This is a genomic window from Fluviispira sanaruensis (genome assembly GCF_004295685.1).
Lineage (GTDB): Bacteria > Bdellovibrionota_B > Oligoflexia > Silvanigrellales > Silvanigrellaceae > Silvanigrella > Silvanigrella sanaruensis.
Map to the genome: position 1 here is coordinate 1,963,027 of NZ_AP019368.1, position 19,356 is coordinate 1,982,382.

Annotated in this window: 15 protein-coding genes; 8 read left to right on the plus strand and 7 right to left on the minus strand. The window is 36.9% G+C overall.

Features of this window, described 5'->3' with window-relative positions; genetic code table 11:
* Window positions 1-6: 6 nt before the first annotated feature.
* Complete coding sequence (locus EZS29_RS08265; RefSeq protein WP_130608723.1) at window positions 7-1,008, minus strand: ABC transporter substrate-binding protein; 1,002 nt, start codon at window positions 1,006-1,008, stop codon at window positions 7-9.
* A gap of 342 nt (window positions 1,009-1,350) precedes the next feature.
* On the opposite strand from EZS29_RS08265, the gene EZS29_RS08270 reads away from it, so the two are divergent.
* The 5 genes from EZS29_RS08270 (at window position 1,351) to EZS29_RS16215 (ending at window position 6,740) form a co-directional block, all read left to right on the plus strand.
* Window positions 1,351-2,124, plus strand: a complete 774-nt coding sequence (locus EZS29_RS08270; protein ID WP_130608726.1) for an amino acid ABC transporter ATP-binding protein — start codon at window positions 1,351-1,353, stop codon at window positions 2,122-2,124.
* Window positions 2,125-2,145: 21 nt separating this feature from the next.
* The gene (locus EZS29_RS08275) at window positions 2,146-3,672 is read left to right on the plus strand and encodes an ABC transporter substrate-binding protein/permease (RefSeq protein WP_130608729.1); all 1,527 of its coding nucleotides are present in this window, start codon (window positions 2,146-2,148) and stop codon (window positions 3,670-3,672) included.
* 12 nt (window positions 3,673-3,684) lie between these two features.
* Window positions 3,685-5,181, plus strand: a complete 1,497-nt coding sequence (locus EZS29_RS08280; protein WP_130608732.1) for a M17 family metallopeptidase — start codon at window positions 3,685-3,687, stop codon at window positions 5,179-5,181.
* 144 nt (window positions 5,182-5,325) lie between these two features.
* Window positions 5,326-6,477, plus strand: coding sequence for a hypothetical protein (locus EZS29_RS08285; protein ID WP_130608735.1), 1,152 nt, complete (start codon window positions 5,326-5,328; stop codon window positions 6,475-6,477).
* A gap of 131 nt (window positions 6,478-6,608) precedes the next feature.
* Window positions 6,609-6,740: a hypothetical protein gene (locus EZS29_RS16215; protein WP_281276247.1), complete on the plus strand. Its 132-nt coding sequence runs from the start codon at window positions 6,609-6,611 to the stop codon at window positions 6,738-6,740.
* Between the two features lie 249 nt (window positions 6,741-6,989).
* Here EZS29_RS16215 and EZS29_RS08290 read toward each other — a convergent pair whose 3' ends face one another.
* Complete coding sequence (locus EZS29_RS08290) at window positions 6,990-8,360, minus strand: NHL repeat-containing protein (protein ID WP_130608738.1); 1,371 nt, start codon at window positions 8,358-8,360, stop codon at window positions 6,990-6,992.
* 134 nt (window positions 8,361-8,494) lie between these two features.
* Window positions 8,495-8,800 (minus strand): hypothetical protein, encoded by a 306-nt coding sequence (locus EZS29_RS08295; RefSeq protein ID WP_130608741.1) that lies wholly within the window; start codon window positions 8,798-8,800, stop codon window positions 8,495-8,497.
* A 248-nt stretch (window positions 8,801-9,048) separates the two neighbouring features.
* Here EZS29_RS08295 and gltX point away from each other — a divergent pair, with 248 nt between their 5' ends.
* From gltX to EZS29_RS08310, 3 genes are read left to right on the plus strand one after another with little or no spacing between them, the layout of a single operon-like run.
* Entirely contained in the window at window positions 9,049-10,500 is a 1,452-nt protein-coding gene (gene gltX / locus EZS29_RS08300) for a glutamate--tRNA ligase (protein ID WP_130608744.1), read from the plus strand.
* Between the two features lie 9 nt (window positions 10,501-10,509).
* Window positions 10,510-13,263 carry a M16 family metallopeptidase gene (locus EZS29_RS08305; RefSeq protein WP_130608747.1) on the plus strand — a complete coding sequence of 918 codons (2,754 nt, stop codon included), beginning with the start codon at window positions 10,510-10,512 and terminating at the stop codon, window positions 13,261-13,263.
* A gap of 8 nt (window positions 13,264-13,271) precedes the next feature.
* Window positions 13,272-14,744 (plus strand): PAS domain-containing sensor histidine kinase, encoded by a 1,473-nt coding sequence (locus EZS29_RS08310; RefSeq protein WP_130608750.1) that lies wholly within the window; start codon window positions 13,272-13,274, stop codon window positions 14,742-14,744.
* On the opposite strand, the gene EZS29_RS08315 is transcribed toward EZS29_RS08310, so the two are convergent.
* From EZS29_RS08315 to EZS29_RS08330, 4 genes are all read right to left on the minus strand, one after another.
* Window positions 14,739-15,353 (minus strand): 3'-5' exonuclease family protein, encoded by a 615-nt coding sequence (locus EZS29_RS08315; RefSeq protein WP_130608753.1) that lies wholly within the window; start codon window positions 15,351-15,353, stop codon window positions 14,739-14,741. The two genes, EZS29_RS08310 and EZS29_RS08315, sit on opposite strands and share 6 nt — an antisense overlap.
* A 3-nt stretch (window positions 15,354-15,356) precedes the next feature.
* Window positions 15,357-16,979 carry a beta-ketoacyl synthase N-terminal-like domain-containing protein gene (locus EZS29_RS08320; protein WP_130608756.1) on the minus strand — a complete coding sequence of 541 codons (1,623 nt, stop codon included), beginning with the start codon at window positions 16,977-16,979 and terminating at the stop codon, window positions 15,357-15,359.
* Window positions 16,980-17,251: 272 nt separating this feature from the next.
* On the minus strand, window positions 17,252-18,283 hold the full coding sequence (locus EZS29_RS08325; protein WP_130608759.1) for a L,D-transpeptidase family protein: 1,032 nt from the start codon (window positions 18,281-18,283) through the stop codon (window positions 17,252-17,254).
* Window positions 18,284-18,314: 31 nt separating this feature from the next.
* The gene (locus tag EZS29_RS08330; protein ID WP_130608762.1) at window positions 18,315-19,334 is read right to left on the minus strand and encodes an adenosine kinase; all 1,020 of its coding nucleotides are present in this window, start codon (window positions 19,332-19,334) and stop codon (window positions 18,315-18,317) included.
* Between the last annotated feature and the right edge of the window lie 22 nt (window positions 19,335-19,356).

Here is a 19,356-nt window from a genome sequence, read left to right on the forward strand (position 1 = left end):
TATTTTTTAAGGTAAAAATTTATTATTGATATAGCTTTCTGTTTTTGGGATCTCTTTTATAAGTTCGACATCTTGCATCCATTTAGCATAAAGATTGAACTTTTTCATATCTTGCGTTCCCCATTTATCAGCATTTGCTTTATATAAATTCGCTAAAAATTCTGCCGATTTTTTTACTAAATTAGGGTCGAGCTCTGGCACGGCTTGCAAAAAATCAGCTGCGGCTTCGCTTGGCTTTTCAATAGCAATATTAAATCCTTCAGCAGTGGCTTGGAGAAAAGCCCTTACTTTTTCTGGATTTTCTTTTATCATTTTTTCGCTAGTGATTATGAGTGGAGATGGTTTATCGAACACAGGAAATTGATCGGCAGGACAATATGTCTCTATTTCTACATTTTTTAATTGGGCTGCAAGGATATTCCAACCTAAATACTCCCAGGTAAAATCAACATTTTTTACAGTCGCTTGCAGAAAATCCTGCGTCCCTGTCGTGAGCATTTGCACTTTTGAAAAATCAGCGCCGTTATTTTCCATTACATATTTTAATGTTGCATTTTCTTCGGGGCTTCCCCAACCTCCATACCTTTTCCCTTCAAACCCTTTAATATCCGAAATATTCGCTGATTTTCTCCAAACAAAGCAGGAAGTATTCGCTTGAATAATAGCAGCAATTGATACGACTGGAACGCCCATATTTCGCGCATAAATTATATCATTTGCATAACTAATGCCAAAATCGGCTTTGCCTGTTCCAACCAATGTCGTCGCTGTCGTTTGGGTTGGATTTAAAATTTTTAGATCAATCCCCAATTTCTCATAAAAACCCCTTATTTTTCCAACATAAAATCCAGTATGATTTGTATTGGGCATCCAATCCAACAGCAAAGTAACAGACTGAGACCCTAGCTCCACACTTGCACTAGGCTTTTTATTCTTAATGAAAATAAAAAACAGAACAAACAAAATGACACTGGCGCAAGCAATAATTAGGATATATCTTTTTGACATTAATCCTCCACTTATTCATATTATATAATAATTTCTAGACATAATTAAAACTTCCAATAGCTTATTGGAAAGCACATTATAAAGGATATAGATACACTGATTTCAGAAAAAATATAAGTCCTCATGCGCATTAAAATTCAAAGGTATTTTGCTTCTCAGAGAAAATGCTTTGTCAATCGATTCACTCGCCAGACAAAAAAAATGAGGCCAACCCTTAATTTTATCATTCTTTCATTTCCAAATCTGATTATTATATGTTACCTGCATGCTCGGCAATTGATGCCTTCCTATTGTTACCTTTACTTCGTTCGTCTTTTAGATTTTAGGGGGTGCTATACCATCATGATAAGTGCAACTGGCGCATATATTTCAGTAAAAAATCTGAAAAAAAAACATGGTGATCTTGATGTGTTGTGTGGAATCGATCTCGAAGTCACACCTGGAGAACTTACTGTTTTAATTGGTCCTTCTGGATGTGGTAAATCCACTTTGCTCCGATGTCTAAACGGGCTCGAGACGCTTGACTCTGGGTCCATAGTAATAAATGGCGTTGCACTTGAACGAAGTGAAAATACAAAATCCAATATGAGAGATTTTGATAAAAAAGCTCGTGCTATTCGTGAAAATGTTGGAATGGTTTTTCAAAGTTTTAACCTCTTTCCACATCTCACTTTATTAGAAAATATTACAAAAGCTCCTGTCGTTGTAAAGAAAATGAATGTTGATATGGCTCGCAAAAGAGCAAAAGAACTCCTAATCAAAGTGGGTTTAGAACGTCATGCCGATCATTATCCTTGTCAACTTTCCGGTGGTCAGCAACAAAGAGCAGCTATAGCGAGAGCATTAGCTATGTCGCCAAAGGCCATACTTTATGATGAACCTACATCTGCACTTGATCCCGATCTTGTCCATGAAGTTCTTCAAGTTATGCGCACATTAGATGACGAAGGGATGACACAGATTGTGGTCACCCATGAAATGCGTTTTGCGCGCGATGTTGCAGACCATATTGTCCATATGCAAGAAGGTCGCATCGTTGAAATGGGGACCCCTGAAGAGATTTTTTCATCGCCCAAAGATGAAAGAACCCGTCGTTTTCTAAGAAATTTCCTTTAAAAGAAAGGTGATTAAACGCACATGCTGAAAAATCGAAACTTTGTTGTTACTTTATTTTGTTTATTCTTTTCGCTTCAAGCATTTTGTACTGAAAAAGAAATTCTTCGCTGGGGAAGCGATGCAAATAGCGGCGCCCCGTATGTGTTTCGTGATGCTAAAAACCCTGAAAAAATAATTGGACTTGACGTTGATATTATTGAAGCAGTTGCTAAAAAACTCAATATGAAACCAGTCTTTGTGCAAAATCTATGGGATGGACTCATTCCTGGTCTCAATGCGGGAAATTACGATTTGGTGATTGACGGTCTCGAAATAATCGATGAGAGAAAACAATCTATCAGCTTTTCACTTCCTTATTATATCACTTACGAACAGCTTGTCGTCAATAAAAACAATCACGAGATTACAGAATTAAATGACTTAAAAGGAAAAAGAGTCGCCACTCTCCCTGCATCTTTAGCTTATAAAATTCTTGAAGACGTTGGCGGGGTTAACATTAAAAAATACGGTGAAGAGGTTAACGCTTATGCAGATCTTGCAGCAGGTGATCGTCTCGATGCTGTTTTACTCGATGCACCCATTGCGAAGTATTATGCAAAACACAATGCAATGCTCAAGTTTGTAGGTCCTCCAATCGGTTATATGAAATATGGAATTGCCTTTAAAAAAGATAATATTGTTTTAAAAAACAAAGTGAATAAAGCATTAGATGCACTTATTAAAGAAGGTAAAATTCAAAGCATTCTTGAAAAATGGGGACTTTGGAATTCAAAAATAGCAGAAGCTTGGGGAGCAGATCCTGAAGCAAAAAGTGAAGATATAGGTTATAAAGAATATCTTAGAAGTATGAATCTTGAGCGTACATTTATCGATAAAGTAAAACTCTATATTGATTTTCTCCCATTGCTCGCAAAAGGTGCTGTACGTACTTTAGAAATTTCAATATTAGCCATGGTCGTTGCAGTCGTTTTTGGTCTTTTTATAGCGCTCATAAGACTGTATGCACATCCTATTCTTTCAAAAATAGCCTTAACTTATGTTGAAATCATAAGAGGAACCCCTCTCTTAATTCAGCTTTACCTTATATTTTATGGTTTACCAAACCTAGGTATTAAATTAGATCCTTTCTTTGCAGCTGTCATAGGGCTTGGTATGAATTACGCGGCAAGCGAAGCGGAAAATTATCGTGCCGGTATTTCTTCAATCCCACATAGCCAAATGGACGCAGCCTTTGCCCTTGGCATGTCGCGCTTAGAATCTCTCCGTCATATCGTCATACCGCAAGCAATGCGTGTGGTTATCCCTCCTGTAACCAATGACTTCATTGCACTGATCAAAGATTCATCCCTGGTCTCTGTCATCACATTGGTTGAGCTCACTACAGTGTATGGACAACTTGCATCAACTTATTTCGATTATTTGGGAATTGGACTTCTCACAGCAGCTATGTATTTTTTAATTGGTTTGCCTTTTGCACGCCTTTCCAGAATGGCAGAAAAATACTACTCTGTGAATTATAAAAAACAGCTCAAGGGTGTTCAGTCTTAAGGAAGAGCAATTATGAAGACAAGAGTGACTATCGATTTATTAAATAAAATACCTGATAACTGCGATACGATTTTTAATATTTTTTGTGAAGAAAGCGAAAGTGATACAGATTCTAGAAAAATAATTGAGAAATACAGAGAAGCGCATTTCGTTGGAAAAGTAGGAGATAAAAAAACTTTATCTCAAGACAATCAAACATATATTTCATTTGGTGCAGGTTCTTCAGCTAAAAATGATAATTTATCTGGTTTTCGCAAAGCGATTGGTAAAGTCATTGGAGAAGCAAAAGAACAAAATTTGCACGAAATTATTGTTGAAATCACTCCGAGTAGAAATTCAGATATAAATTATATAGCTTATGTTTTTGCTGAAACCGTTACTTTGACTCTTTATTCATTTGAACATATTTATTCTAATCAATCATTTCCACAAAAGAAAATGATTTCCGTTGAAAATATTAAGTTAAAATTTTCAATTAAAAACATTGAGCATATAATTGTTTCTAATTCAATTATAAAAGGTATTCACCGAGGACAAAGTTTAAATTTCGCAAGATATTTAAGTGACCTTCCTGCCAATCAACTGCGACCAAAAGAATTGGTGCATTTAACCAGTGAACAGCTCTTAAAATTTAAAAATATTCAGACCACTTTATTAGATAAATCTGAACTTGAAAAGCAAGGATTTGGTGGAATTATTGCTGTTGGCAAAGGCAGTATTCATGATCCTTATTTAGCCATTTTTGATTACAATCCACCCAACGCAAAGAAAACCGTTGTGGTGATTGGCAAAGGCGTTACTTTTGACACAGGTGGATATTCTATCAAAGGTAAAAAGCATCACAATGAAATGAAATATGACATGTCGGGTGCTGCCAACGTTTTCTCAGCCGCATATACCGCCGCTGCTGAAGAAATTCCTATCCGTGTGATCAGTATGATCGTCTGTGTCGAAAATGCGATTGGCGATCATGCGCAAAGACCGAGCGATGTATACAAAGCTTGGAATGGTAAACTTGTTGATGTCTTTAACACGGACGCTGAAGGGCGATTGATTTTAGCCGATGCCATTGCTTTTTCTGCTTCCTTTTCACCAAGTTTAATTATTGATATTGCTACATTAACTGGAGGTGCGAGCCAAATAGCTGGCAATTTAGCAGCTATAGTTTGCTCAAACAATGAACAAATGATTCGCCAAGTGAAAGAAGCATCAGCCCTAGCTGGAGAAAAGTTTGTCCAGCTCGAAATTTTACCGGAAGCAATTGACAATATTAAAGGCACAGTGTCCGATTTCACAAATATGAATAACAAATGGAGCGAAGGCGCAGCCACTATGCATGCGGCTGCATTTTTGCAAGCATTTGTCCCAAATAATACGGATTGGGTTCATTTTGACATTGCCAATGTTTCCGAGAACTCAAAAGATAACGGTTATTTAGCCTTAAACTCTTCTGCAGCCTATGGTGCACGGACAATTGTAAATCTTTTAGAAAAGCTTGCCGAAAATTAGAAAATATTTTCAAATGTTATGTCAACTTTTATAATTTTTAAAATTGATTCTTCAAGAAAAAATTTCTAACATATAATAAAATACACATAAATATTTGTAATTTCTATTTTTTATAACAATAAAAGATGTTTTTTTAGGACTAAAATGCTAATTTATTTTAAATTTATAACATTATTTTATTTCATGTTTTCAACACAATACACTTTTGCTATTTATTATGCATCGGATAGATATACAAACAGTGGTGATCCAGAATATATTGGACTAGCAGGTGCTTCATCTGCATCAAGAGATGTCAGTTTTACTTATTACAACAATCCTTCCATTTTAGGTTTAAAAACCGATGCTGTCGATCCAACATTTATTTTTTATCAAGGGGATGACAACCTACCTGTTGTGCACAACTCTATTCCAAATGGATCTAATAACATATATGGTGTTGGTTTGGGCATATCGGCGAAATTCACCGATCGTTTTGGTATGTCCATTTCATATTTTTCTGAAAATGAAGGCTATTCGAGCAATCTTAATTTTGATACCGTTACCATTAGTACAGGTTTTTTAAATTTAAATGCAGGGTATAAAATCATTGACAATTTGAGTCTTGGCTTTGGTTTTTCAAAAGTTGATAAAACACTAAATAGAGAAAATAATCTAGGTGAATTTATATCATCTTACGAATCATATCGAATTATATCCTCGCTTATTTGGAATGTTTATGATGATTTACTTATTAATGTTATTTATACCCCCGACTTAATTTTAAGAAAAAAAAATTTTAGTAACAATTTAAATCCAAATGAAGACATTTCTTTTATTGAACCTGGAAAACTGCAGATTGGTGGATTGTATTCACCAAATATGGATTATTTTTATTTTTCAAAGATGGATATAATGACTCAATTGCAAATCTATTATTATAATACGGAAATTACCATTTTTTCACCATACTCTTTATTAAATGAAAATACATTAAATACTCAACTGCTTTCAACAACATTGTCTGAAAATAATTCTCGTTATTCGCATACCCCCCGCTTCGTACCAAAAATTGGCATACGGATGCTAAAAGAATATTCCAAACATTATAATTACAAACTTCTTGTCGGCACTTATCTTGAACCTGCAACCCAAGATAATACACTTTCACGCCCTCACTTGACTTTTGGGGTTCTTAACAAACTGAAATACATCAATCTTGGTTTTTCGACTGATTTTGGTTATTCAAATCATGATTTTAGTAATTATTTTATTTTTTGCTTATCTTTTGGACTTAATTTCGATGAAATTTTTTAATTCATCTTTAAATCATTTTATAAATCACTCTCCATTCTCTGCATCTCCGACAAAATAAACCAATTCACACCTGGATATCCTCTAGAAGAAATCGTATTCGATGGGACATATTGCGCATAAGGGGCAACCTAATGAATTCTTTTGGATACAATACTCAAGTTTCTAAGAGAGCGACAATCAGCGTTGCTGCTGCCAATAATGTAAGAATCACAATAAATGGGATTAACGCGCAGGGGGTTGATTCCAATAGTCAGCCTATATGAGAATATTCAATTTCATCCAACGCTTTAAGCCTATCGATGAATTCAAGGACTGGAGTAAAAACAATGACCAGCGGTACCCTAACTACAACCCATTGCGGTTCATAAACAGGCACAGAGGCCATGACATTTACTTTTGATTGCGGTGTTGTTACCTGAGTAAAGAGTGGTAAAACTAGGAAAATTCAATGAACTGATGTTTATTGTTTATTTTTTGGTGTTTTTTAATTTTAATTAATGTCTATTTATTAATCATTTATATCGAGCAAGCGCAAAAGCAACACGTCCCAATTTTTCTGCATAGCCACTTGCAACGACTGTTCCATCCTTTTGTAAAGATAAACTCTGTAAATAAGAATAATTGCCTATTTTAGTTTGTACCATTCCGTTGATACCAAAATTACTGTTCACGTTTCCATTAAGATCATATTTATACATAGTAAAAACAGAAGATATATCGGGCCCTGTAGCATAACCTCCTGCTAAAATTGCCCCTTCTGGTAAAATTATTACTGAGCATGTGTAGGCAGAACGATTTGTGTTTGGGGTTATTTGATTTAAAATTAAACCATTGTCACCAAAGTTAGATTGTAAATTCCCCCTAAAATCAAACTTAGCAATCGTAAAGAAACTAATACGCGCAACACCTTCTGAATATCCTCCCGCAATGAGTGCTCCATCAGCAGTAGCCGCTAAAGAGAGCACATATGAAGACATTCCAATTGGAGTTAAGGACATACCATTCGTGCCAAAACTAGAGTCAAGTTGCCCTAAGGAAGTATATTTTGCGAGGGCATATACTTTAGTAAAAGGATCAACATTGACATAGCCGCCAGCAACAATAGAATTATCTGGCAAAGTGATAGCAGTGAAAAATTGGCTTGAAATACCTGCTTGAGTGAGAACAATTCCTTCATCGCCAAACTCTTCGACTAAAGTTCCATATCCATTGTATTTTGCTAAGGTCATTAATGGTAATTTTTCGTCCTGCAGAGAATATCCCGCTGCTAAAATATTTCCATCATTTAAGACTGTCAGACTGCGAATCATGGATGAAGAATTGCCAATTAAAGTTTGTACAATACCGCGTGAACCAAAAGCATGATTAACTCTCCCATCCGGTTTGTATTTAACTAATGTAAATAAAGAATTATTTGCACAGTTTTTAGAATACCCACCTGCAATGATAGAACCATCCGGAGTAACAACGAGTGCATTGATGGCGGCCTCTCCACCGATGGGAGTTTGCACAACACCACCTGTGCCAAATCCGCTATTTAAAGTACCATCTTTATTATATTTAGCTAAGGTAAATACACTCGTTCCATTGCTTAATATTGAAAATCCACCTGTTATCACTGAGCCATCAGCTAACACCACATGTGAAGAGATTTGTGATTTTGTATTGATCGTTGTTTGTACATAGCCTTTTTTTGCAAAAGTCTTATCTAATATTCCATTAAATATAGAAAAATCTAAATTATCTTTATTCAAAAAACTATAACGTGCTGAATATATATCTTTATTGATATTCTGAAAGATATTATCATTCTGTCCACAACTCGAAAGAAAAAAACAAATACTCAAGAAAGCAAAAGAAATTTTTGTATAAAATTCTTTCATAATTTTTCCTTTATTTTTTTTTAAATCAATATCTTATTATCTTATTTTAAATCTTAATTAAGAAAAAAAACACCTTATGTCATTTTTTTGACTATCGATGTTTGAACGGAGATGCAATATTTAGAAAAAAATGCTTAACTTTTATGATTATCTCTTAAATATGCAGGTATTTCAGTTTCGAGTTCCTGAACCAATTCCGTTTTATATTTACATTCATAATTATAAATGCCTTTTAATATAAATTCACAATCAAGCTCAGAAACTTTTTTTAGACTGTGGACTTGGTCGGTTTCTTGGCAATAGGCTTCGGTATAGATTTCAGCTGCTTGCTGAGAGTTTAAGGCAAAAACGACAGCTTCTTTGAGCCACAGATCTCTTTTAAAAAAATCCTGCTTTAAAATTAAAAAATAGTGTCCCGTTTTTATTTTCTGATAACCCATAAATACAATACTCAAATTCACTTTAATTCATTATAATTTCGCATAATCGTATGCAGGAAATGAATTTAGATGTACTCAAAAGCTTCATGTTCCAATTGCAGTATAAGGAGAGCTTCTTATTTTGCAACTTAATTATTTCTGAGCTCCTTTTCAAACCATTTATTTAAGTCGTTGCCAAAAGAACTCAACATGTTGTAAAGCCATATGGAACAGGGACACATTTTTCCCACGTATACAGGAGTTCTTTCATGACACAAGCGCACAAAGAAGTGCGGGTTCGCATTGCACCTAGCCCAACTGGAGATCCGCATATTGGGACTGCTTATATAGCATTATTTAATTATGTTTTTACTAAAAAGCACAACGGAAAATTCATTATCCGAATAGAAGATACCGATCAAAAACGCTATCGTGCTGACAGTGAAGCCATGATCCTCAGTGCCCTCAAATGGGTAGGTATCCAATGGGATGAAGGTCCTGACATTGGTGGACCTTACGCACCTTATAAGCAAAGTGAAAGAAAAGACAGCTACAGAGAATATGCCGAAGTTTTAGTCAATAAAGGCCATGCTTATCGCTGTTTTTGTACGCCTCAACGCCTTGACGAATTGCGGAAAGCACAACAAGCGCAAAAATTACCTCCTGGTTATGACAGACTTTGTCGTGATTTACCTAAAGAAGATGCTGATAAAAAACTTGCACAAAACATCCCACATGTTATTCGCATGAAAATGCCAATGACAGGTAAAACTATTTTTAAAGACACATTACGCGGAAATATCGAGTTTGAAAACGATGGTGTAGATGATCAAGTCCTTTTAAAAACCGATGGTTTTCCAACTTACCATCTTGCCGTTGTTGTCGACGACCACCAGATGAAAATCACCCATGTTATTCGTGGTGAAGAGTGGATATCTTCAACTCCTAAGCATGTTATGTTGTATGAAATGTTTGGTTGGGAACAGCCTGAATTTTGTCATTTACCGCTGTTAAGAAACTCCGACAAATCAAAAATTTCGAAGCGGAAAAACCCTACGTCGATCAATTATTACCGCCGCAAAGGGATTCTTCCTTCTGCTCTGCGCAATTTCCTTGCGCTTATGGGTTGGAATTTTGGTGACAACCGCGAAATGTTCAGCACAAATGAAATGATTGAAGGCTTTACCTGGGACAGAATGACCCTGGGCGGACCCGTGTTTGACCTTAAAAAACTAGCTTGGTTAAATGGACAGTATTTAAAACAAGATAGCAATGAGAAATGGCTTGCAAACCTGAAAGAAGTTGTCTTTAATGACGAATATTTATTAAAAATAATTCCACTTATTAAAGAGCGAGTTGAAAAATTCGAAGATTTTATCGACAACACAGCTTTTTTCTTTCAAGGTGATCTCAGTTATAACAATGCGCCTCTTATTCCTAAAGGTCGGACTGCAAGCGAAGTCATGGGCTATTTAAACGACCTTGTGTTAAAACTTGATGTCTGTGAAAACTGGAAACATGATGAAATACACAACATATTCAACGAATATCTTTCTGAAAAAGGCTTAAAACCAAAAGATGTTTTTATGCCAATGCGTGTTGCTGTGACGGGTAGTAAAGAAACACCACCTTTGTTTGAATGCATTGAAGTCTTAGGCAAAGATATTGTCCAAAGAAGAACTCGACTCGCAATTGATTATTTAAAAACAATAAAAGAATAACGAGGAAAAATGCTCAATTCAAAAAACAAGATCATTCACCGCTATTTATCCAACGGGATGGAAATTTACCTCCATCCTTCGGATTTTGCTCCCATCGTTTCTATACAAGTGCTCGTCAAAACAGGCTCATTGGATGAAGAAGAGTTTGAAGGTGGTGTAGCGCATGTTCTTGAGCATATGTTATTTAAAGGAACAAAAAAATTTCCTGAAACTGGTCAAATCGCATCCACCGTTGAATTTGAAGGTGGAGATATCAATGCTTATACCACATTCGATCACACAAATTACCACCTCACAGCACCTGCCACTTTTGCTAAAAAAGGTGCTGAACTTCTTCTCGATGTCGTGCAAAATAGCCTTCTTGATAAAGATGAACTGGCTCGTGAACTCGAAGTTGTCGTCGAAGAAATCAGAAGAAGCAGGGACAACCCCAATGCCATCGTGTCCCACAATTTATTTTCCCTCTTTTATGAGGGTACCAATATGGCAAGACCGGTTATCGGCTACCAAGAAGTTGTTGAAAAATTCTCCCGAGATATTGTCCATAATTTTTATAAAAAATGGTACACACCCAATAACATGATTTTTATTGCTTCGGGTGATTTTGATGCGCAAGATATGTACAATCATCTTGAAAAACTCAGTGAAGAATTCCCACCTAAAACTGTGCCACAACGCTCACGACAAGCACAGTTAAACCTCACGCAAAAAAAGAATCCTACGGCAAAAATAGAACGAGGCCCTTGGCAAGAAGCACGCTTACAATTGGCAACTTTAGCTCCTAACTTAGAACACTTTGACATGCCAAGTTGGGATGTTTTCGCTTCAATATTAGGCGAATCCGACTCCTCTCGTTTAATCCGTATGTTGCGTGAAGAAACCCAGCTTGTCACAAGTATTGATTGCTCCTGTTACACACCAAAATACCCCAGTGGTCTTTTGGGAGTTGGCTTTTTTGGGATGGCTCACAACTGCTTAGCAGCCTTAAAAACGATCGTACAGGAAATACGCCGCTTAGCTGAAGTCCCACCAACCCATGAAGAGCTTAACCGCGTACTCAATACTCTCAAAGCACAACGTATTTATTCGCGAGAAAGTATGGATGGAATTTCACGAAGTGCTGGTATGAGTTTACAAACTTCACAAAAAATGGAATTTGAAAACTTTTATATGAATTCTGTGTCGAAAATCACGACAAAAAACATCCAAGAAATAGCACAAAAAGTTGTCAATCAATTAGAAGCGGGACATTTTCATATTTCTGTCGCATTGGGCAATGAAACTCTTCCAGAAGTCACTGAAAAAGATTTTATTCAAACTGTGACACATGCAGTTAATATGACACACCACAATACGGAACCCATTGAAACAAGCTTACAAAAGAGCAACAGTCCCGACTTCAGTAAAGAAGACTGGATAGACACTTATGACTTAAAAGTGTCAAAATTAAACTCGAATGTAAAGCAAATTGAAATTCCATTGCCCTTTGGGAAAATTCTCAAAATCAATTATCGCGAGTCTAAACGATTGCCCATCACAAGCGCCATGCTGGTACTTAAAGGTGGACTTGTATATGAACCGCAAAACAAAAATGGCGTTGGCGGTTTGACCGCAAGCATGTTGACGCGCGGGACAAAAAGACAAAACTATCGAAAATTTATCGACGAACTCGAAGACAATGCTTCGAGCATCAGTGCGTTTTCTTCCCGTGATCTCTTTGGCATGCGCTTTGATTCCATCAGTGAAAACAGCCTCCGCACTGCGCAAATGATGCTCGATTGTCTCTTCCGCCCAGAATTTTCTGCAAACGAATGGCAGCGCATCCACAAAGAAACTCTCGAAATTCTTGTAGCACAAAAAGACAGTCCATCTGCCCGTTTGGCACGTATTTCTCAACCTCTTTTATTTCCAAATCATCCTTATGCATTATCAGGAATGGGAACAGAGAAGTCGTTAAATAATGTCAATTGCGAAGATGCACAGGAATTTTGGGCAAATCTATTTCACGCCAAGGAATTTGTCTTTTCAATTTCGGGTGATTTCGATCTCCGCTCTTTTGTTAACTTAATTGAGTCTGAATTTAAAACCTTCTTCGACTTAAATTATGTTGAAAAAAGTAGGCCTGAACCTGTTTTTGCCCCACATCCTAAAGAGACAGCTGAACAAGTTGGTTTTGACGAATTGAAAAGAGAACAAGCACACATTATGTTGTCCTTCCGCTCTTTTTCTCTGTCCGACTCAAAACGCACAGCACTAGAACTTGCCGCTAATATTTTAGCTGGACAAGGGGGGAGGCTCTTTTTAGATCTACGTGACAAACGATCCCTCGCGTATGCCGTCAGTGCGTCACAATCACCCAACCTTCTTGCGGGCGTTTTTACGACTTATATTGCAACTTCTGCTCACAAAGCCCAAGAGGCCATTGAAGGTTTAAAGGAACACATTGAAAAACTTGCCTGTGAACCTCCTAGCCAAGAAGAACTACTTCGTGCACAACATTCTGTTTTAGGCTCACAAAGCATCGAATCACAACACTATAACTATCAAACGTCGCAACTTGCGATGAGTGATGTTTATGGTTTGACATTCGATAACTTTTTGCGCTTTGCTGAACGTGTCAATGCTGTCACTCCTGAAATGGTGAGTGACGTGCTAAAATCTTTAATATGTGAAAATCTACCAATCATAAGCATTGTGGGGCCAAAAGAAACTTGGATTCCACAAAAATCCGACAAAGTCCTGCAATGGAATTTAACCCGATGAGGTAAGGAATGGGTCATGCACTGACATTTGATAACTCAAATCAGAGTGACCTGAATTTCTTTTATTTTTTTCAAACCTCAAAATATCCTCTTTTTATTTTAAAAAAAAATGGCATTATCTTAAAAGCAAATGTAGCCGCTAATAAATATAATTTAAAAGAAAATACAGATTTATTTGCAATTGTTATTGATATAGAAGCAGAAAAAGCAAAAGATCAATTAAAAAAGATTGAAAATGAAGAACCACTCAGTCAAACTGTACAAGTTAATTTCTCATCCTTTCCCAATTTTTTGCTACACACTTCTTGGAGCGTAACACTTTTAGATAAAGAACACTTCGCTTTTGCCTGCGAAGAACTGCATCAATATTCTCCAGAAGATTTCCTTTTACACAAAGGACTCATGCGCATTATTTTTGACAGTGATCCCAATTTAATTGGAATTGTAAATCGTGTGGGAAACTATTTATTTGTTAACAAAGCTATCTATGAATTTGCTGGGAAAAACAATGAAAATAAAATTGAGAAACTCAATAAATTAATAGAAGAAGGAGAAATTTCCTTACCTGGTAACGATGTGCACGATAAAGAATTTGTGCAAAATCCTATTTCAGAAATAGAGCTCACCACAGATCACTGTGGCAATCCAGTTTGGTTTGAAAACACCAAAGTTCCGATTCAATTACCTTTTGGTGAGCAGGTGCAATTGATTATCTCTAAAAATCTAACGAAATGGAAATTAACAGAAAAGAAACTCGAAGATATACATGAAGCTCTCGATTATTTTAGAAAAACCGCTTATTTAGGAGAGCTACTTGCTAAAACGGCTATCGATCTTCGGAATCCATTGACTTTAATATTGAACTTTATGAACAATGTGCGACAAAATAAATATGAAATCAACACGCTAGAACTCGATACTATGCAGATATCATTACAAACCTTAGATAGTTTCATCGAAAAAATAGAAAAATCGTACAGAGTTATGCGCAGTATTTCCAAAAGCAATGTTTCTATGCGAGTTGAAAATGTAAAAATCGCTGATCTCATCTCATATACTCTCGATATTTTATATGATAAAATTAAAGCATTTGACATAAAACTACAGATTAATTATACAGGTCACGAAGAACTCGAAATTTCATGTCAGCCACTTAATTTTAATATTGCCTTTCGCTTTTTATTTTTAAATAGCATTGATTCTATCATTATTAGCCAAACAAATGAGAGTAGACTTATAGAAATAAATGTCACAAAAAAAGAAAAAAGATTATGCATAGATTTATCTAACAATGGAGCACAAATTTTAGATGAATATAAAAGTAAAGTTTTCGAACCATTTTTTACGACAAAACCCGCAGGTAAGGGCAGTGGTCTCAGTTTAAATATTGCAAAAAATATAATTGAACAAATGAATGGCACTTTAACATTTCAATCAAATGAGAAAAAAACAACTTTTACAATTGAACTGCCCTACTTATAAAGTAACATAACGACTGACAGAAGATATAAAAACATCCACACCATGCTTAGTAATCATCGACTCTGCTAAATATAAAGTCATAATTACATCATCAAGAGCCCTATGCTCTTTCCCTACGTAATTCACACCATATTGCTTTGCCAATTCATGCAATTTACCTTTATTGGTTTTATTTATTTTCTTATGCAGTTCATATAAATCGAGGGCATTTTGAAATTGTGGTAAGGGAAATTTATATCTTTTATTTTGAATTTGCGCCGCTGGGAGATCAGAACTTAAAATATTATAGCCAAGAACAACACAGCCATTGGCAATTTCGATAAATTCTTTGGCCCAATTATCTCCCCATGTGGGAAATTTCTCTAACTTTTCTGGAACCACTCCCGTTAATTTCTTAACAAAATCTGTTATCTCAGATTCTGGATTCACATAAGAAGAATGGATTGTTACGTTACCATTCAGATCGACTCTTGCTATTGCAACTTCGAAAATCCCCCCAAAAGTTGAAGTTGGATGGGTTGAAGTTTCGAAGTCAATCACAGCTAAAGGCTTTTCAAACAAACAGGCCAAAAAACCAAGTTCGGGAAAGTATTCTGTGTGTGCTTGCATATATTATTTGACTCGAGCAATTACACAACTTGAAGTTCCCCCCAGACCCATACTCAATTTGCCGCAATAAACTCCCTGACTTTCTGAGGCTAATTTGACTACTTTATCGAGTAAGAGATTGCGCTCGAGAGAAGCAATTTTCGGATTTACTTTTGCGGGGTCGATCCCAGAAGGCATAACATTATAAGTTTGCGCACCTGTTTTCACCGTACCTAAAAGTTGGGCTGTCAATTCCCAGCCCCCCCCAACACACATCCCGTGGCCAAAGATCCCTTTTCTTGCAGAAATATACGCTTTTTTTGGAACAAATTCTTCAATCAAACAAAACTCATTCCAATCACCTGGAGTTCCAGTTGCATGCATGTCCCAAAGTTGGATTTGGTTAGGCTCAATTTGAGCCTGTGCGAAAGCTCTGCGAATGGCAAGTTTTGGTCCTTCTTTGGACGGAGTAATAATGTGCTCTGCATCGCTGCTTACGCCTGCACCTAAGATTTCAACGGGCATAGGTTCTATTTCAAATTTTTTCATGGCATCTTCAGCAGCAATAATCCAAGTACAAGCTCCCCCAGAGATATGCGTGCCTCTTAAATCGCAAAATGGTACGCCATGACTATCACCTAAAACGGCAAGCCGGCCTGCATAAAAAGCGGAAACCAGTTCATTGGTCGGGTTTGCATCAACCGCACCGATAATAGCGAGGTCTGTACGCCCACTTTGAATTTCGAGCATAGCATTGTCTATCAAAGCTCCGAACGAAGCACAGGCGGCGCTTGAGCCACTTGATGTGCCATGTAAATTTAACAGCATAGAGACCTGTGAAGCTGCTACATTGGGAATATTCCAAAGTAAATTTGGCGATATACTTTCCCATGGAGGAGTAGGATATTTATATTTTTCATGTAATTCTTTCCGGGCTTTAGTTTTGCCGCGGATCAATCCCAATTTGGCGCTTTCAATATCGTTGCCAACGACAGGTTGTTTTTCAATTGCTTTTAATTCTGTTAAATATTCTTCTAATAGACTCGATTTTTTGCACCAATATGCATTCCAAATTTTTAATGCAGAAATTCGCTCGTAGGAGTCATGTGCAAAAGACTCTGGACTTTCTGGAGCATGGGGATCAATTGTTTTTTTATTTAAATGCTCAGAACAGGCTTGATTGCGTTTAGGATCTGCCCAAAAAGAATTCCACTTAAAAAGGCCTTCGTCAAATTCACGGGCCGCTTGAAAGTTAACAGGAAGATCAGCGAGCCCAGTCGCATATTGAATTGTTACTTTTGGATCGAGAATTTTAATTGCTTTTTCTAATGCAGGTTTTGCTGAAATTGCATCGATTAAACTGCCGACCCCATATTTAACTAAATCACCGCTTTTTTCATTTAATAAGGAATATCTTTTCGGTCCATGTCTTTCTTCTAACCAATTCTTATAAACAGAGAAATCGAATTTGGGTGCACCGACTAAAAATGCATTGGATAATGATTCTTTTAATGACAGTACAGATTTTCCCTTGGCTATCATGTCAAGAAATTCATTCAAATTGGATGCTCCAGGAGCAACAACCGATGCAGCATAAAGAAAGACCTTTCTGCGAGCATTTTGAGCAGTACAAGAACTTTTAGACATGCGACAATTCCTTTTGAATTAGGGAACATGGGAAAGTAAATACTTACAATTTTATCCTAACTCTTTTTAAGAGTACAGCTTGTTGTAAATGAAACTCACCTTCAAAAATAGCCATTTAACAAAAAAAAGCAAAAACTCTAAGTGACGAATCTCGCCTCTTAAAGCTCATGTCCCCTCAATATCACTCAAAATAAAATGTGACAAAGAAAAGAGTGAAAATTCAAGTTCTCTGTAAAAAAATTTTTTGGTAAGTAAAATTTGAATCAAAAGAATTAATCTTGTCTTTTTTTCGTGTCATTGAGGACCGTGAGATCTGTCTTCCCTTTTTGCGAGTTGTACCATTTTTCAGCAATTATTTTAAATCCTTGATTTTCTTGACGTAAATAGAGGAACTTACGGCCAAAATCATCTCTTTCAGGAGAAGTATATCTTTGAAAAAATTCGACGAGCAATTGATTGCGGAAAGCCAGAATTTTAGGTTCGCTGATTTGTACCGTGATAGAGCCTTTACGCGTCTCAGAGAGTTTTGCTTTAAATTCGCGCCAATCTTCTTTGTTTTTACCAAGAGACTGAAAATGATCGGAGTAAAAGCTGATATATTTTGCAAAATCTGAGTTTTCCCAACTTTTTCGCCACGCTTCAACCATTTCGATCACATTTTGCCGTTGTTTTTGGATGGCTGCCATGCTGATCGTTTGCATCTCATCAACAATGACAACAGGTGTTTGAAATGCACTGACATATTGAGCAATATCAATTATATCTTCATTTTTTAAGGCCACACAACCTTCTGTATCAAAGGGACGAAGCATGCGTGCATCGCTGTCAACCCCATGAATCCATATCCCTGAACCTGTTTTACGCTGTCTTTTATCAAAAATATTTGGGTAGTCGAGCATAAAAGCACGTGGTCCATATTTTCGCGCGCCAGGCCCCATTTGCCGCAAGAGTTCTGAACTGTCTTTCTGACCGACGATAAAATAAATTCCCTCGGGCGTGCGATTGTCACCCCTTTGCTTTTTATCACCTTGTTCTTTTCCAGTTATGGCTAAATAAGTGCGAACCAATGTGTAATTGCCGTCTGGTAGTAGTTTAAATACGCTCAATCTATGAAAGTTTTTTTCAACAACCATGGCAAAGGTAGGATGGTATGCTCCCAAGCTTATAAAAGAGGAAGGAATGCCGTTGAGAGCTGTTACGGAAGTCTGGCCAAAAGGCTTTTCTGCAAAAGCAAAATTCCCTAAATATGTGCTAAAAAAAATGGCCATGATCTTGATAAACATATGATAGGATTTTGTCTTCACAATACACAAGCTCCCGTAAGATCAGATGTATTTACCTAAGCAGAGTTTCAACCCGAGAACGGATTCCCGATGAAAGCCGCACTCCCATATGTGAAACGGTGTCAGCAGCCAAAACTGTAGCAATTTGGCCAGCTTGCTCGAGTGTTAGGCCTTTGCACAGACCAAACATAAATCCACCCGCAAACATATCCCCTGCTCCTGTAGTATCGGCAACTTCTACTTTTAGTGCAGGTATAAATGTTAGATTTCCATCATGGGCAATATATGCTCCTTTTTCTCCATCCTTCACTATTGCAAGCTGAATGGTTTTAGCGAGTTCGAGCGCCGCTTTATCGGGACTCAAACCAACGAGCATTTTTGCTTCTTCTGCATTCAAAAAGACCAGATGGGTTTTTTCGAGCAGGTTCATTATTGTTTTTTGTCCATGCCGGGCAATCACAAAAGGATCAGCAACATCAAATGCAACTTTAACATTATTATTCAATGCATGATCGATTGCTGAGTGAAGGGCGTCAATTTGATTTTGCGTATCGAGCATATAGCCTGTGGTAAAGAAAATCTTCGTGTTTGCTATGTCATCATAAGGAACATGGCTGGTAGTATAGCTGCGGCACGCGCCCAAATAAGTATTGAGTGTCCGTTCGCTGTCGGGTGTGACCACCACGAGACAAGTTCCCGTGTGAACATTCTCGACAACTGTCAATCGATTGAGAATGCCAAGTTCATTCATACGACTGGCAAAAGCTTTGCCGTAGGAGTCGTTGCCAACGGAACTGCTATAACTCGTTTTTGCTCCTAAAACGGCCAACCCACGGATAGCATTGGAAGCACTTCCACCCAATTCAATTTCAGGCTTCGCATTGCCTAAGTTTTTCAAAACATTTTTTTGCGTATCTTCATCAACAAGCTGCATAACGCCTTTGGTCATGCCAAAGGATTTTAGGTCAGAATCATTAGCTCTCACAAGCATATCTATAAGTGCATTTTCAATTGCGACCACATCGTATCGATGATTAAACTGTTCTATTGAAAAAAAAGAGTTCTGAAGCATATCTTATAAATCCTATGTCTTT

What these genes read in the sequence shown, in the direction of transcription:
- EZS29_RS08265 (WP_130608723.1), bottom strand. Translation starts at nt 1,008, where the DNA reads ATGTCAAAAAGATATATCCTAATTATTGCTTGCGCCAGTGTCATTTTG.
- EZS29_RS08270 (WP_130608726.1), top strand. Translation starts at nt 1,351, where the DNA reads ATGATAAGTGCAACTGGCGCATATATTTCAGTAAAAAATCTGAAAAAA.
- EZS29_RS08275 (WP_130608729.1), top strand. Translation starts at nt 2,146, where the DNA reads ATGCTGAAAAATCGAAACTTTGTTGTTACTTTATTTTGTTTATTCTTT.
- EZS29_RS08280 (WP_130608732.1), top strand. Translation starts at nt 3,685, where the DNA reads ATGAAGACAAGAGTGACTATCGATTTATTAAATAAAATACCTGATAAC.
- EZS29_RS08285 (WP_130608735.1), top strand. Translation starts at nt 5,326, where the DNA reads ATGCTAATTTATTTTAAATTTATAACATTATTTTATTTCATGTTTTCA.
- EZS29_RS16215 (WP_281276247.1), top strand. Translation starts at nt 6,609, where the DNA reads ATGAATTCTTTTGGATACAATACTCAAGTTTCTAAGAGAGCGACAATC.
- EZS29_RS08290 (WP_130608738.1), bottom strand. Translation starts at nt 8,360, where the DNA reads ATGAAAGAATTTTATACAAAAATTTCTTTTGCTTTCTTGAGTATTTGT.
- EZS29_RS08295 (WP_130608741.1), bottom strand. Translation starts at nt 8,800, where the DNA reads ATGGGTTATCAGAAAATAAAAACGGGACACTATTTTTTAATTTTAAAG.
- gltX (WP_130608744.1), top strand. Translation starts at nt 9,049, where the DNA reads ATGACACAAGCGCACAAAGAAGTGCGGGTTCGCATTGCACCTAGCCCA.
- EZS29_RS08305 (WP_130608747.1), top strand. Translation starts at nt 10,510, where the DNA reads ATGCTCAATTCAAAAAACAAGATCATTCACCGCTATTTATCCAACGGG.
- EZS29_RS08310 (WP_130608750.1), top strand. Translation starts at nt 13,272, where the DNA reads ATGGGTCATGCACTGACATTTGATAACTCAAATCAGAGTGACCTGAAT.
- EZS29_RS08315 (WP_130608753.1), bottom strand. Translation starts at nt 15,353, where the DNA reads ATGCAAGCACACACAGAATACTTTCCCGAACTTGGTTTTTTGGCCTGT.
- EZS29_RS08320 (WP_130608756.1), bottom strand. Translation starts at nt 16,979, where the DNA reads ATGTCTAAAAGTTCTTGTACTGCTCAAAATGCTCGCAGAAAGGTCTTT.
- EZS29_RS08330 (WP_130608762.1), bottom strand. Translation starts at nt 19,334, where the DNA reads ATGCTTCAGAACTCTTTTTTTTCAATAGAACAGTTTAATCATCGATAC.